Annotated in this window: 13 protein-coding genes; 4 read left to right on the top strand and 9 right to left on the bottom strand. The window is 67.4% G+C overall.

Annotation, left to right across the window (positions count from 1 at the left end; genetic code table 11):
- Nucleotides 1-70: 70 nt before the first annotated feature.
- The gene (uvrA, locus tag DV704_RS03645; protein WP_114798209.1) at nucleotides 71-3010 is read left to right on the top strand and encodes an excinuclease ABC subunit UvrA; all 2940 of its coding nucleotides are present in this window, start codon (nucleotides 71-73) and stop codon (nucleotides 3008-3010) included.
- Between the two features lies 1 nt (nucleotide 3011).
- Entirely contained in the window at nucleotides 3012-5180 is a 2169-nt protein-coding gene (locus DV704_RS03640; protein ID WP_114798208.1) for a primosomal protein N', read from the top strand.
- Between the two features lie 546 nt (nucleotides 5181-5726).
- On the opposite strand, the gene DV704_RS03635 is transcribed toward DV704_RS03640, so the two are convergent.
- The 9 genes from DV704_RS03635 to DV704_RS03600 form a co-directional block, all read right to left on the bottom strand.
- A complete protein-coding gene (locus DV704_RS03635; protein ID WP_114798207.1) occupies nucleotides 5727-6713 on the bottom strand; it encodes an iron ABC transporter substrate-binding protein in 987 nt (328 codons plus the stop codon).
- Between the two features lie 131 nt (nucleotides 6714-6844).
- Nucleotides 6845-7846: a C39 family peptidase gene (locus DV704_RS03630; protein ID WP_114798206.1), complete on the bottom strand. Its 1002-nt coding sequence runs from the start codon at nucleotides 7844-7846 to the stop codon at nucleotides 6845-6847.
- A gap of 68 nt (nucleotides 7847-7914) precedes the next feature.
- Nucleotides 7915-8046, bottom strand: a complete 132-nt coding sequence (locus tag DV704_RS12400) for a hypothetical protein (protein ID WP_255419440.1) — start codon at nucleotides 8044-8046, stop codon at nucleotides 7915-7917.
- A 35-nt stretch (nucleotides 8047-8081) separates the two neighbouring features.
- Nucleotides 8082-8324, bottom strand: a complete 243-nt coding sequence (locus tag DV704_RS12270) for an arsenate reductase ArsC (protein ID WP_233498227.1) — start codon at nucleotides 8322-8324, stop codon at nucleotides 8082-8084.
- A 9-nt stretch (nucleotides 8325-8333) separates the two neighbouring features.
- The gene (locus DV704_RS03620) at nucleotides 8334-8792 is read right to left on the bottom strand and encodes an arsenate reductase ArsC (protein ID WP_114798205.1); all 459 of its coding nucleotides are present in this window, start codon (nucleotides 8790-8792) and stop codon (nucleotides 8334-8336) included.
- A 42-nt stretch (nucleotides 8793-8834) separates the two neighbouring features.
- A complete protein-coding gene (locus tag DV704_RS03615) occupies nucleotides 8835-9065 on the bottom strand; it encodes a hypothetical protein (protein ID WP_114798204.1) in 231 nt (76 codons plus the stop codon).
- Nucleotides 9066-9084: 19 nt separating this feature from the next.
- The gene (locus DV704_RS03610) at nucleotides 9085-9720 is read right to left on the bottom strand and encodes a thiamine diphosphokinase (protein WP_114798203.1); all 636 of its coding nucleotides are present in this window, start codon (nucleotides 9718-9720) and stop codon (nucleotides 9085-9087) included.
- Between the two features lie 2 nt (nucleotides 9721-9722).
- Nucleotides 9723-10706, bottom strand: a complete 984-nt coding sequence (locus DV704_RS03605; protein WP_114798202.1) for an ABC transporter ATP-binding protein — start codon at nucleotides 10704-10706, stop codon at nucleotides 9723-9725.
- A 20-nt stretch (nucleotides 10707-10726) separates the two neighbouring features.
- Nucleotides 10727-11746, bottom strand: a complete 1020-nt coding sequence (locus DV704_RS03600; RefSeq protein WP_233498226.1) for a PAS domain-containing sensor histidine kinase — start codon at nucleotides 11744-11746, stop codon at nucleotides 10727-10729.
- A 62-nt stretch (nucleotides 11747-11808) separates the two neighbouring features.
- Between DV704_RS03600 and ccmA the strand changes: the two genes are divergently transcribed.
- Together ccmA and DV704_RS03590 are read left to right on the top strand one after the other, a co-directional pair.
- Nucleotides 11809-12375, top strand: coding sequence for a heme ABC exporter ATP-binding protein CcmA (ccmA, locus tag DV704_RS03595; RefSeq protein ID WP_114798200.1), 567 nt, complete (start codon nucleotides 11809-11811; stop codon nucleotides 12373-12375).
- Nucleotides 12376-12414: 39 nt separating this feature from the next.
- Nucleotides 12415-13080 (top strand): heme exporter protein CcmB, encoded by a 666-nt coding sequence (locus DV704_RS03590; RefSeq protein ID WP_114798199.1) that lies wholly within the window; start codon nucleotides 12415-12417, stop codon nucleotides 13078-13080.
- Nucleotides 13081-13107 lie beyond the last annotated feature (27 nt).

Genomic DNA, 13107 nt, shown 5'->3' with positions numbered 1-13107 from the left:
ATTCTACACCTTTCCCGCCTCATGGTGTATGTTATTTACATAAGCTGCAACCAGGTGTTATAGTGCGCCGATGGACCGCATCGTCGTTCGGGGGGCTAGGGAGCACAACCTGAAGAACATCTCGCTCGAGCTGCCCCGGGGGAAGTTCATCGTGATCACCGGGGTCTCGGGCTCGGGCAAGAGCACGCTGGCCTTCGATACCATCTACGCCGAGGGGCAGCGGCGGTATGTGGAGTCGCTCTCCTCCTATGCCCGCCAGTTCCTGGGGGTGATGGAAAAACCCGAGGTGGAGAGCATCGAAGGGCTCTCCCCGGCCATCTCCATCGACCAGAAAACCACCAGCCACAACCCCCGGTCCACCGTGGGCACCGTGACCGAGGTCCACGACTACTTGCGGCTCCTCTTCGCCCGCGTGGGCACCGCCTACTGCCCCCACTGCGGAAGGCCCATCGAACGCCAGTCGGCCTCGGAAATCACCGACCGGCTCTTCCGCCGGCCCGAGGGCACCCGGGCCATCCTGATGGCCCCGCTGGTGCGGGGGCGCAAGGGGGAGTACCGCAAGGAGTTCCAGCAGCTCCAAAAGGAGGGCTACGCCCGGGTGCGGGTGGACGGGGTGATCTACACCCTGGAAGAGGCCCTGGGCCTCAGGCTGGAAAAGTACGAGAAGCACGACATCGACCTGGTGGTAGACCGGGTGGTCCTGAGGCCGGAGGAACGCCCCCGCATCGCCGAGTCGGTGGAGCTGGCGCTGCTTCGGGGCGAGGGGCTGATGCGCGTGCTGTACCCCGATACAGGGGAGGAAGAGCTTTTCTCCGAGAAGTTCGCCTGCCCCGAGCACGGGAGCGTGCTGGAGGAGCTGGAGCCCCGCCTCTTCTCCTTCAACGCCCCCTACGGGGCCTGCCCGGACTGCTCGGGCCTGGGCTACAACCAGGTCTTTGACCCTGAGCTCGTCGTGAACCCCGAGCTCTCGCTGGCCGAGGGGGCCATCCTTCCCTGGAGCAAGGGCCGCGAGAACGGCAAGGGCTACCTGTGGGACCGGCTCAGGGCCCTCTCAGAGCACCTGGGCTTCGACATGCGGGCCCCCTTCAAAACCCTTTCCCCAGAGGCCCAACGGGCGGTGCTCTACGGCCTGCCCGAGCCCTTCGAGGTGGTCTTTCGGCGGGGCGGGCGCGAGACCCTGCGCTTCACCACCAGCTACGAGGGGGTCATCCCCTGGCTCGAGCAGCGCTACCGCGAGACCGAGTCCGAGGGCCTGCGCGAGGCGCTGGAGGCCTACATGACCCTCAAGGCCTGCCCGAGCTGCGGGGGAACCCGCTACAAGCGCGAGGTGCTCTCGGTGCGGGTGGGGGCCTTCAACATCGCCGAGGTCTCGGCCATGCCGGTGCGGGAGGCCAAGCGCTTCTTCCTGGCCCTGGCCGAGAACCGCCTGGGCGAGGTGGAGGCGGAGCTGGGAGGCTACCGCATCCGCCTGGAGGGGCTGGCCGAGCCCGTGGAGCGCCGCAGCCTGAGCGCCTTCCAGATGCAGGTGGCGGCCCCCATCTGGCGCGAGATTTTAAGCCGGCTGGGCTTTCTGGAGGACGTGGGCCTGGACTACCTGACCCTCGACCGGGCGGCCAACACCCTCTCCGGGGGCGAGGCGCAGCGCATCCGGCTGGCCACCCAGGTGGGCTCGGGCCTCACCGGGGTGCTCTACGTGCTGGACGAACCCTCCATCGGCCTTCACCCCCGCGACAACCAGCGCCTCCTGGCCACCCTCAAAAAGCTGCGCGACCTGGGGAACACCCTCATAGTGGTGGAGCACGACGAGGAGACCATGCGCGAGGCCGACTGGATCGTGGACATGGGGCCTGGGGCCGGGGTGCACGGAGGAGAGGTGGTGGCCCAGGGCCCTCTGGAGGCGATAATGGCCCATCCCCAAAGCCTTACCGGGGCCTACCTGCGGGGCAGCATGCGCATCCCGGTGCCCCAGGCCCGCCGCAAGGGCAACGGCAAGTGGCTGGTGCTCAAGGGCGCGCGGGAGCACAACCTGAAGGGGGTCACCCTGCGCATCCCCCTGGGCAAGTTCGTGGCCATCACCGGGCCCTCGGGCTCGGGCAAGAGCACCCTGGTGCACGATGTGCTCTATGCTGCGCTGGCCCGCGAGCTGATGCGGGCCAAGACCATTCCCGGCCGTTTCGACGGCCTGGAGGGCCTGGAGCACCTAGACAAGGTGATTGAAATCGACCAGTCGCCCATCGGCCGCACCCCTCGCTCCAACCCCGCCACCTACACCGGTATCTTCGACGAGATCCGCGAGCTCTTCGCCAAGACCCCCGAAGCCCGCAAGCGCGGCTACGAGGCCGGTCGCTTCAGCTTCAACGTAAAGGGGGGGCGGTGCGAGGCCTGCGGCGGGGATGGCACCAAGAAGATAGAAATGCTCTTCCTGCCCGACATCTACGTGCAGTGCGAGGTCTGCAAGGGGAAGCGTTACAACAAGGAGACGCTGGAGGTCAAGCTCAGGGGCAGGAACATTGCCGACGTGCTGGACATGACAGTAGAAGAAGCGCTGGAATTCTTCCAAAACATTCCCAGCATCGCCCGCAAGCTCCAGCTCATGCTGGACGTGGGCCTAGGCTACATGAAGCTGGGCCAGCCCTCCCCCACCCTCTCGGGCGGGGAGGCCCAGCGCATCAAGCTGGCTACCGAGCTGGGCCGCCGCTCCACCGGGCGCACCCTCTACATCCTGGACGAGCCCACCACCGGCCTCCACTTCGATGACGTGGCCAAGCTCCTGGCCGTGCTGCACCGGCTGGTGGAGGGGGGCAACACCGTGGTGGTGATTGAGCACAACATGGACGTGGTCAAGACCGCCGACTGGGTCATCGACCTGGGCCCGGAGGGGGGGGCGCGGGGCGGTGAGATTGTGGCCGAGGGCACCCCGGAGGAGGTGGCCCGCACGAACAGCCCCACCGGCGTCTTCCTGGCCCGCATCCCCGAGATTGGCCAGCGCTTGAAGGTGGCCGCTGACTAAGATGCGGGTTCTCCGGGTGGCCCTGCCCCTGCCCCTGGCGCCCATGTCCTACCTGCCCCCCCACGGAGCCCGGGAAGCGGAGGGGCTGGGGCGGCGGGTGGTGGTGCCCTGGCGGGGGGCGCTGCGGGTAGGACTGGTGGTGGGCAGCGAGGAAGCCCAGGGCAAAAGCTTCGCCCTGAGGGAGGCGGTGGCCTACCTGGACGAAGCCCCCTGGCTGGGCCAGGCCGAGGTGGACTTCCTGGAGGCCGCAGCCCGCGACAGCTTCTGCCCTATTGGCACCCTGCTCGCCGACCTGCTGCCCTTCCTCGAGCCCCCCCTCCACCACCGGGTGCGCCTTCACCCAGAAGCCGATCCCGCGGTGCTGCCCAGAGGTCTGGAGGCCCTGGCCGAAGGCTGGCAGGAGGCCCGCGGCTTCGACCCCAGGCTGCTGGACTTCCTGCGCGAGGGGGGGGTGCTGCAGGAGGAGGTGGGCGAGGCGCGGCGGCGGCGCGTGCTGAAGGCGCTGCGAGCCCCAACCGAAGCCCTTGGCAAGCGGGCCCAGGCCGCCTGGCAGGCCCTTTGCGAGCTGGGCCAGGCGGAAAGCCTGACCGCACTGGCCCGCGCCGCAGGGGTGGGGCTAGCAGTGGTGCGCAGGCTCTTAGAAGAGGGATGCATCGGCTGGGTGGAGGCCAGCCCCGCCCCCAAGCCCACCCCCGGCCCGCCGCCAGACCCCCTCCCCCTGCCGCACCGGCCGGTCCGGCTCGAGGGCGGGCGGCTTGGGGAGCGCATCCGGGCCCTGGCCTGGCTGGTGCAGGGGGAAAAGGCCCTGGTGCTCTTCCCTGAGGTGGCCTTGCTCAGGCGCTTCCAGGAGCACTTCCCTGGGGCCTGGGTCTTCCATGGCGAGATGAAGCCGGAAGAACGCCGCAGCCTCTGGGCGGCCCTTGGCCAGGGGTCGCCCAGGCTGGTGCTGGCCACCTACCAGGGCCTTTTGCTGCCGGGCGGATTCACCCGCATGGTGGTGGTGGAGGAGGCCTCGGAGGCCTACAAGCTGCCGGGGGGCTCGAGGGCCTTCGTGCCAAGGCTGGCCCGGCTGCGGGCCGAGGGCCTGGGCATACCCCTGCACTACTGCTCAGGCGTGAACAGCACCGAGGTCTGGGGCGCCCCAGCCATAAGCCTGCCTCCTCCCCGGCCCCGCCCGCACCTGCTGGACCTGCGCCGGGAGCGGGGCTGGCCCTTTACGGGGGCGGCAGTAGCCCTTCTGCGGCAGGTGGAGGAGAAAAAGCGCCAGGCCATCGTGCTCTCGGCCAGGCGGGGCTACAGCGCGGTGCTGCGCTGCAAAGACTGCGACTGGAAGGCCATGTGCCCCAACTGCGCCCTGCCCTTGCGCTACCACAAGGGCGGGCGGGTTGGCGTCCTGCGTTGCCACCAGTGCGGCCATGAAGAACCGGCCCCCCAGCTATGCCCCCGCTGCCGCTCGGACCTATTCGAGCACAAAGGGCCCGGGGTGGAGTGGCTCCTGGAAGCCCTGGCCCAGCAGCTCCCCGCCCTGCCCCGCTACCGCTACACCGCCGAGGCCAGGGACGACCTGACCAAGCTTCTGGCGGGCGAGCCGGGCGTGCTGGTGGGCACCACAGCGATTTTGCGGGGGCCGGTTTTGCCTGAGCTGGCCCTGGTGCTCCTGCCCTATGCCGACGGGTTCATCCTCGAGTCCGACTTTCGCGCCGCCGAGCGCTACCACCGGCTCTTGTGGCAGCTTGCCGACCTGCACCCCAGGCGCCGCCCTTTGCTGGCCCTGCAGACCTTCGAGCCTGCGCACCCCGCCCACCAGGCCCTCGAGCAAGCCGACCCGCAGAGCTTCATGGCCCGCGAGCTGGCCCTGCGCCAAAGTTTGGGCTACCCCCCAGCCTGCCGGATGGTGAAGCTCGAGGTGGCCCACCCCAAGGAGCCCGTGGCCCGCGACGCCATCCTCCAGCTTGCTGCAGCGCTCAAACCTAAAGCCGAGCCGGGCGAGCTCCTGGGCCCGGCCCCAGCCCCCGTGGCCCGCCTGCGGGGCCAGTACGTGTTTCACCTCTTGCTCAAAAGCTCGGAAGCCCGCATCCAGGCCCTGATGGAGAACCTGCCCCCTGTGCGCGGGGCGCGGCTGCGCATAGACCCCGACCCCCAGAGCTTCGTGGGGCTGCTCGAGGACTGATCGGCTAGCTCTAGGGCCGGCCCGATGGCAGCACCAGGCGCCCCTGGCAGAAGACGGCACTCCCTACCCCCAGCACCATAGGATTCACCAGGCCCAGCAGGCTGAAATGGGGATGAGGGAGCACCCCGACAGGTTGCCCGCCCCGCCTTCTATGCCCACATAGGGAGATTCTGCTCTGCGATAAGGCTTTCCCCGTTCTTGAGGAAGAAGATGCCCTGCGAGGCCTTCGGGTGCCTCTTGGGCTTCCGCATGGCGTCCTCCAGAGCCAGCACACCCCCGAGGCCGAGGTGCTGGCGCACCTGCTCTTTGACCTGCTCGATCTCGTCCTGGTCCTAGTCGGGCTCCGGCACAAAAGTAAAGAGCTTGACGTCCTCCTCCCTGAGGCCAAACTGCTTCATGGTCTGCTCGGCAAACTGGCGGGTGAAAGTTGCGGCATCCATGCCTTATACAGTCTAGCCTTCCTGGCTGGGGCCACCTGTGCTGTGGGCTGGCATGGGGGCACATGAAAAACCGGCGCACCCAGGTGCGCCGGGAAGGGAAGCGGCCCTACAGCAGGCCTGCCTCGCGCAAAAGCCGCAGCGCCGTCTCCAAGGGAAGCTTTTCAAAATCCACCCTGGGGCTCTTGGCCACTGCCTGGTTCAAAGGCAGCAGGCTGCTGCTCAATACCACCCCCCGCGCCACGGGGTACTCGATGATCTCGCTGGCAAAGAACTGCTGGGCCTTGGGCGAAAGCAGCCAGAGCAAAAAGCGGTTGGCGGTGGAGACGTTCCTGCTGGTCCTGAGGATGCCGGCCCCCGTGACCAGCGCCAGGTTGCCCGCGTCCCCGTCGGCAAAGTAGTAGGTGCCTATCTGCTGGCCCGCCCGCACAAAGCGCTGGATGTAGTAGTGGTTGGTGGAACCCAGGTCGATCTCCCCCGCACGAATAGCCTCCATCATGGCCGGGTTGGAGGGGTAGGCCTTGGGCTCCAGGGCCTTCATCTCGGCCAGCCACTGGCGGGTGCGGGCCTCGCCGAACTGCACCACCATGGCCGCAACCATGTCCTGGAAGCTGCTGTAGGTAGGGGTCCAGCCGATGCGGCCCCTGTACTGGGTGAGCTTGGGCAGGTCCAGGATGCTTTTGGGTAGGTCCTCTGGCTTGACCCGGGCCGGGTTGTAGGCCAGCACCCTGAGCCGCACCGTCAGGGGCACCCACTGCCGGCTGGCCGGAACAAAGGCAGTGGCCCGCTGGGTAAGCGAGCTGGCCAGCGGAATGAAAAGCCCCCGCTCAGAAGCAGCCCCCAGGGCCCCAGCGGTGTTGGCCCAGAAGACATCGGCCGGGCTGCGGCTGCCTTCTTCTTGCAAAGCAGCCAGAATCTCGGCATCGCGGCCGTAGCGCACGTTGACCTTGATGCCGGTCTCGGCCTCAAACTGCCGGACCAAGGGCTCCACCAGCCCCTGGCCCCGGCCGCTGTAGACGGTTAGGGTTTGTTGTTGAGCCGCCACCAGACCAACAGCGAGCACCACCGCCGCAACCAGAAGTCTCTGCAATCCCATGCTTCACACCTCCAAAGTCGTTGCCGACTCCAGGGTGGAGTCTATGGGGCTGCGGCCCTAATGTCAAGTATTCCAGTCGGAATATATAGTTTTTGAGAATGGTAACCGTTCGCATCTGCGCAAGCTTCCAGCTAAAAAGCCTGCAGGGCCCGCAGGGCCTCGGGGTAGCCGGGCCTGAAGCGCAGCGCGGCCTGCAGGTCGGCCCGGGCCCCAGCCCCGTCGCCCAGGGCCTTCCGCGCCATGGCACGCCAGTAGTAGCTCTCCTCGTGGTCAGGGGCCCTGGCCAGCACATCGCTGGCCAGTTTGATCACCTCCGGGTAGCGTCCGGTCTGGTAGTAAGCCGCGTAAGGGCCAAACTGGTACCAGAGCATCCGCCAGGGCCAACCATGGGGCACGCCGGAGGGACGGCGGGGGTCAAGGCTTTGGTCGAACGGAAGCTGCCGCGAACGATCGAAAGCCTGGGCTGCCGCCCAGGGCTCGCCCCGCTGCAGCAGGCTGCTGCCCAGGTTGAACCAGGCGAAGGGGTCGAGGGGGTTCTGGGCTATCTCCTGGCGGGCCCGCCGCAGGGCCAACCCCAGCTCGGCCTCTGCCGAAGCCCTGGGACCCAGCTCGAGCCGCCGGTGTTTTGGATAGACCACCAGATAGGTGCGGTTGAAGACCTGCCAAAGCCGGTCCAGCTCGGCGTAAGGCAGCCTTACCCTAGGGCCTAGGTAGCTGTCCAGAGCATGGAAGAACCCCTGGGCATCGTCATACCCCACCAAAAGCCGGTAATGGCCCATCCCCCCATGCTCGGTCACGAACCAGGTCTCGACGATGACGGGAAAACCACCGCGCAAAAGCTGCCGCAGCAGCGCCAGGTCTCCCCCCACCCCAAGGTGCACCCCGAAGCCCAGCCCCCGGGCGTAGCGCGCCATCTCCTCAGGGCTCACGTTTTTGTCGCTTTTGTTGGGCTTGAGCACCGGGGCAATCTGCTGCTGGGTCAGCGAAGAGCCCCAGTAGCTCAGGGCCATGGCCAGGGTGGCAGGTCCGCAGTTATTGAAGCGCTGGTATTCGTGGCGCGCCCCCGTAAGGAGGAGGCTCGAGGCCCAGACAGGAGCCCCCAGGAGCAAAATGCCCACCAGCCAGATACGCATGCCCCCAGTATGCCACCTCAGGTGCTTGTGCTCCGGGGAATAAGGCCCTTGGCCTCCAGCTCGCGGACCTAGCCTTGTAGCCGCTCGGCAATCTGGTCACGCACCTGGCGGAAGACCTCCAGCCGGTCGCTCTCGCTGCCCTCCGCCCGGCTGGGGTCAGGGAAGGGCCAGTAGAGCCGGTAGGTGCTGAAGGGAAACAAGGGGCACTCCTGCTCTGCCCGGTCGCAGACGACGATCAGGTAGGTGAAGTTGTACTTTCCCCCCAGTAGGTCATGAGGCTCTTGGCGTGCTGCCTCTCCATATCCAGGCCCACCTCGGCCAGCACCCGGCGGGTGAGAGGGTGGATCTCGCTGGGGTGCAAACCGGCGCTGTAGACATCGAAGCGATCGCCGCCGATTCGGCGCAGAAGAGCCTCAGCCATCTGGCTGCGGGCCGAGTTGTGGCTGCACAGGAAGAGAACCGAAAGCTTACGCCCCATAGGGCCCCTCTAGCCCACCCTGCCTAGCGCGCCCGCCAGCTCCTCCTCGCTGGGCACCCGCCCTTCCCGCAGGGCCCGCACCAGATGAGCGCTTACCTGCCCCAAAGCGTCCCGCACCCGGCGCCACTCGGCCAGCCCCTTGCCCGTGGGGTCGGGGAAGGCAACGTGAAGCCTTCGCGTTTTGGCCGGGTACGATGGGCACTGCTCTGCGGCCGTGTCGCAGACCGTGAGGACTATGTCGAAGTTCCAAGGGTCGGGCAGCTCGTAGAGGGTTTTGGAGGTATGGCCGCGCAGGTCGATGCCCACCTCGGCCATCACCTCGACGGCCTCCGGCTTCACAAAGGTTTTCTCGGTCCCTGCCGAAAAAACCTCTGCCTCCAAACCCTGGGCCCGGGCCCAGTGGCGCAGCCACCCCTCGGCCATCTGGCTGCGGGCCGAGTTGTGGGTACAAAGCACCAGGATGCGCACCACTCGAACTTATCCCGCTTTTTTCATGAGAAGGTCAGATAACTAGTCGCGGAAGAGGCGCTCAAAGGCCTGGCCCCCCCCATCCTTGCGCTTGAGGCGAAAGAGGTCGTTTTTGAGCTCGAGCACTCCCTCCTGCAGCAGCTGCTGCAGGGTGCGCTGTAGCTCGTGCCGGGAAAAGCTCTCCCCCTCCTCATCCAGCCAGCGGGCAATTTCCTTCTCGCTGGCAAAGCGAAGGGCCTCCACCGCCTTGAGCACCCATCCCCGGGCGTCCATACCTGAATATACCAAAGCCTCACCCGCCAACCGTAGGGTAGGCCAGCAGCACCCCATAGCCCGAGGCGAGCTCGAGCTCCACCGAACCGGTGGCCAGGTTGGAGAGGGTGCGGGTGCTGCCCAGGGGCACCTGCGCCGCTTCCAGGGGCCAGCGCACCCCCCGGATGGAAAGGCCGCCCAGCCCCCCGAGCGGCAGTAAACTCAACCGGCTGCCAGGCGGCAGGTGGAGGCGCAGCCTGCCCGGCACCAGGGGGTGGGCCTCCTCCAAACCCGAGGTGAGCAGCACGGACACCCCCTCCTGCGCCAGCCGAATGCCGAGCAAGAGATGGGCCAGGGCCTGGTCGGTCTGACCCCCCAAGGCCCCCACCAGCACCAGCCGCTCGGCCCCCCGGGCCAGCGCCGCCTGCACCGCCAGCTCACCATCGGTCTGGTCCTTGTCCACCGGGTGCACCTCGCGGGGCACGTGGGCAAAGGCCTGCTGCAAGGCCGGGCTGGCCGAGTCGAAATCCCCTACCCAAAGCTCTGGCTCCAGCCCTAACGTCTGGGCATGGGCCATCCCCCCATCGGCGGCAATCACCCGGCTGGCGGCTACCTGGGCCCAAACCCTGGGGGTGGGGGTCAGCACCCCGCCGAGCAGAACTACAAATGAGCGCATCCTCACTCCGTTGAGACCGGCAAACCGGGGCCCTCCTCCAGCCCCACCACCCGCGACCAGTCCACCCAGAGCAAAACCCGGTCCCCCGGGTAAAGCCCCTGCTCCGGCCCCTCCCAGTAGAGCCGCTGGCCACGCCACAGGAACTCCAGGGCCACCGTAGGCCCCTTGAAGAGCCGTTCCTGCACCCGTGCCTCTTCCCCACGGCCCAACACGATGGCCTCTGGGGGCACCAGGTGAAACCGCTCTGGCAGCCCCACCTGCCGGCTGGCCTCGGGCGAGAGCAGGTTCCGCTGCCCCAGGAAGCGGGCCACCCAGGCGTCTTTGGGGCGGCGGTACAGGGCCTCCGGGGTGCCCTGCTGCACCAGGCGCCCCTCCCGCAGAATCGCCACCCGGTCGGCCAGGGCGAAGGCCTCGGCCTGGTCGTGGGTGACCACCAGCGCCGGCACCCGCACCCGGCGCAAAAGGGCCCTCAACTCCCAAAGAAGCTCCTGCCTGAGCTTCAAATCCAACGCCCCTAGCGGTTCGTCCAACAGCAAGACCCGAGGCTCGGCCGCCAGCGCCCGGGCCAGGGCCACCCGCTGGCGCTCGCCCCCGGAGAGCTGGTGGGGGCGCTTTTGGGCGTGGGCCTCCAGCCGCACCCACTCTAAGAGCTCGGCCACCCGCTCCCGGATGCGCTGGGCAGGCCAGCGGGCCTCGCGCAGGCCAAAGGCGATGTTCTCGTAGACGCTCAGGTGGGGAAACAGCGCGTAGTCTTGGAACACGAGCCCCACCCGCCGGGCCTCGGGGGGTAGCGGGCCCAGGGGGGTATCCCCCAGCCAGATCTCCCCCGCCTCTGGGGTCTCCAGCCCGGCCACCAAGCGCAAAAGGGTGGTCTTCCCGCTGCCTGAGGGGCCCAGAAGAGCCAGGGTCTCTTCGGCACCTACCTCGAGCCAAACCAGAAGGGAGAAGCCAGGGTAGGTCTTGCGAAGACCCTCCAGCCGGAGCATGCCCCAAGCCTACACCACTCTCAAAGCGGCAGCCACACGCTGAACTTAGCCCCCCGGCCCTCCTCCGACTCCAGCCAGATACGCCCGTGGTGGGCCTCCACGATGGCCCTGGAGATGTAAAGGCCGAGCCCCGTGCCCGCAACCCCCCGGGCAACAGCGCTGGGGGTGCGGCCAAAGCGGCGAAATAGCTGGCCTTGCTCCTCCAGGGGAATCCCCGGGCCCGTGTCCTCGACCTCAATCAGCACGCCGCTATGGGCCCGGGCCCGCAGCCAGATGGTTCCTCCCCTGGGGCAAAACTTGAAGGCGTTGGATAGCAGGTTGCCCACCACCTGGGCCACCCGCTCAGGGTCGACCTCGAGGATGGGCAGCGGCTCCAGCTCCCAGCGGAAATCGATCTGCCCCAGCCGGGCCACCCCAGAGAAGCTGCGGGCGGTCTGGAGCAGAACCACGTGAAGATCGGTGGGCTGGCAGCTCAGGCTGAAGTGGCCCGCTTCCAGCCGGGAGGTGTCCAGAAGGTTGTTGACCATATCGCGAAGCCGCAGGCTGCTGTGGTGGATGTTCTCCAGAAACTCCCGGGCCTCCTCGGGGGTGTGGCGGTGGTACAGCAAAAGTTCGCTGAAGCCCAAAATGGTGGCCAGAGGGGTTTTGAGCTCGTGCGAGACCGCTGCCAGGAACTCGGCCTTGAGCCGCTCGGCCTGGCGCTCGGCGGTGATATCGCGAAAAAGCAGCAAAGCCATGCCCTCGTTCATCGGCACCACCCGAACCTCAAACTCGCGCTCCTCCAGGGCCACCTGTACCACCGGAGCCTGCTCGGGCGGCAACCGCCGGCGCACCACCTCCATCAGCGCTTCTGCCTGCTCAGCCAGAAGCTCCGCCAAAGTGGAGCCCAAGAAGCGGTCCATCGGCAGGTGGTGGGGGCTCTTCCCAGCCTTGTACTCGCGGATATGGCCCTCCTGGTCCACCAGCATCAGGTCGTCGGGTATGGCCTCAAGAATGGAGCGCAGATGCCAGTCTCGCTGCTCCAGAGGGCTCTGCGACATGCTCGGGCTAATCATAGCCAGACCCTGTGCAGAAGTTGCGAAGCCCCTCTATGATGAAGCGGATGCTCATCGAGGCACAGGGGGTCTCCAAGCGCTACGGGCGGGACTGGGTCCTGCGCCGGCTGGACTTCCACCTGGCCCCTCGCGAGGTGGTGGCCCTGACCGGGCCCAATGGGGCAGGCAAGACCACCCTTCTGCGGCTGCTGGCTGGGCTGGTGCGCCCCACCCAGGGCGAGATTGAAGTGCGGGGACGGGTGGGGTTCCTGAGCCATCCCCCGGCCTTCTACCGGCACTTCAGTGGCCAGGAAAACCTGGTCTACGCCCTCCGGCTGGCCGGACAGCGGGTGAACCTGGCCGAGGTGCAAGCGGCCCTGCAGCAGGTCGGCCTCCCCCCCCATAAACCGGTGCACAGCTACAGCAGCGGCATGCGCAAGCGGCTGGCCCTGGCCCGGCTTTGGCTGCAAAACCCCGATATATGGCTGCTGGACGAACCCGAGACCGCCCTGGACGCCGAGGGGCAGGCCCTGCTGGAAGGGCTGGTGGCCTCGGCCCGGGCCCGGGGCGGGGTGGTCCTCGCCACCCACGACCCCGCCTGGCTGGACCGGGCCGACCGGGTGGTGGCGCTGTAGTGCCTTTATTTTTGACCCGCCAGCCGCTAGGCTTTCCCTGTGCAGCGAATCCTGTGGCTGGCCTGGCGCGATCTGGTCCTGGAGTTCAGGGGGCGCACCGGCCTCTTCTCCGTGGTCTTTTTCCTGGTGGTAATGCTCTTCGTGCTGGCCCTGGCCTTCGGCCCAGCGCCGCAGGAGCTGCGCAAGGCCGCCCCGGGGGTGCTTTGGGTGGCGCTGGCCTTTGCCGGCAGTCTCCTGGCCGGGCGGGCTTTCGGCCTCGAGGTCGAGGACAGCACCCTCGACGACCTCCTTTTGCTGCCGGGCAGCCGGGAGTGGATCTACTTCGGCAAGCTCCTCTTCCAGCTCGTCCTGCTGCTGGGGGTAGGCCTGGTCCTGCTCGTGCTGGCCGGAGGGCTTTTCCACCTGCCGCTTCAACCGTGGGGCTGGTATGTCCTGGTTTTGCTGCTGGGCTCCCTTGGCTACGCCGCCATCACCACTTTTTACGCCGCCATGCTGGCCCGCCTGCGGGGGCGGGAGGTGCTGCTGCCCCTTTTGGTATTTCCTTTGGTGATTCCCGTGGTGCTCGCCGCGATGCGCTTTACCCAGAGCCTGGCAGAAGGCGTCCCGGTAGGCGAGGTCTTGGACTGGCTGAGGCTGCTTCTGGTTTTCGACGCCATCTACGTGACGGCTGCTGCCATGCTATTCCCGCATGTCCTCGAGGGCTAGCGAGGGCGACGACCCATATAACTCTTG

Origin of the sequence: Meiothermus sp. QL-1 (genome assembly GCF_003351145.1) — a bacterium.
Lineage (GTDB): Bacteria > Deinococcota > Deinococci > Deinococcales > Thermaceae > Meiothermus.
This window is presented reverse-complemented; position numbering and strand designations above follow the sequence as displayed.

Excerpts from the sequence above, each read along its gene's own strand:
- uvrA (WP_114798209.1), top strand. The coding sequence starts at position 71 with ATGGACCGCATCGTCGTTCGGGGGGCTAGGGAGCACAACCTGAAGAAC.
- DV704_RS03640 (WP_114798208.1), top strand. The coding sequence starts at position 3,012 with ATGCGGGTTCTCCGGGTGGCCCTGCCCCTGCCCCTGGCGCCCATGTCC.
- DV704_RS03635 (WP_114798207.1), bottom strand. The coding sequence starts at position 6,713 with ATGGGATTGCAGAGACTTCTGGTTGCGGCGGTGGTGCTCGCTGTTGGT.
- DV704_RS03630 (WP_114798206.1), bottom strand. The coding sequence starts at position 7,846 with ATGCGTATCTGGCTGGTGGGCATTTTGCTCCTGGGGGCTCCTGTCTGG.
- DV704_RS12270 (WP_233498227.1), bottom strand. The coding sequence starts at position 8,324 with ATGGGGCGTAAGCTTTCGGTTCTCTTCCTGTGCAGCCACAACTCGGCC.
- DV704_RS03615 (WP_114798204.1), bottom strand. The coding sequence starts at position 9,065 with ATGGACGCCCGGGGATGGGTGCTCAAGGCGGTGGAGGCCCTTCGCTTT.
- DV704_RS03610 (WP_114798203.1), bottom strand. The coding sequence starts at position 9,720 with ATGCGCTCATTTGTAGTTCTGCTCGGCGGGGTGCTGACCCCCACCCCC.
- DV704_RS03605 (WP_114798202.1), bottom strand. The coding sequence starts at position 10,706 with ATGCTCCGGCTGGAGGGTCTTCGCAAGACCTACCCTGGCTTCTCCCTT.
- DV704_RS03600 (WP_233498226.1), bottom strand. The coding sequence starts at position 11,746 with ATGTCGCAGAGCCCTCTGGAGCAGCGAGACTGGCATCTGCGCTCCATT.
- ccmA (WP_114798200.1), top strand. The coding sequence starts at position 11,809 with ATGCTCATCGAGGCACAGGGGGTCTCCAAGCGCTACGGGCGGGACTGG.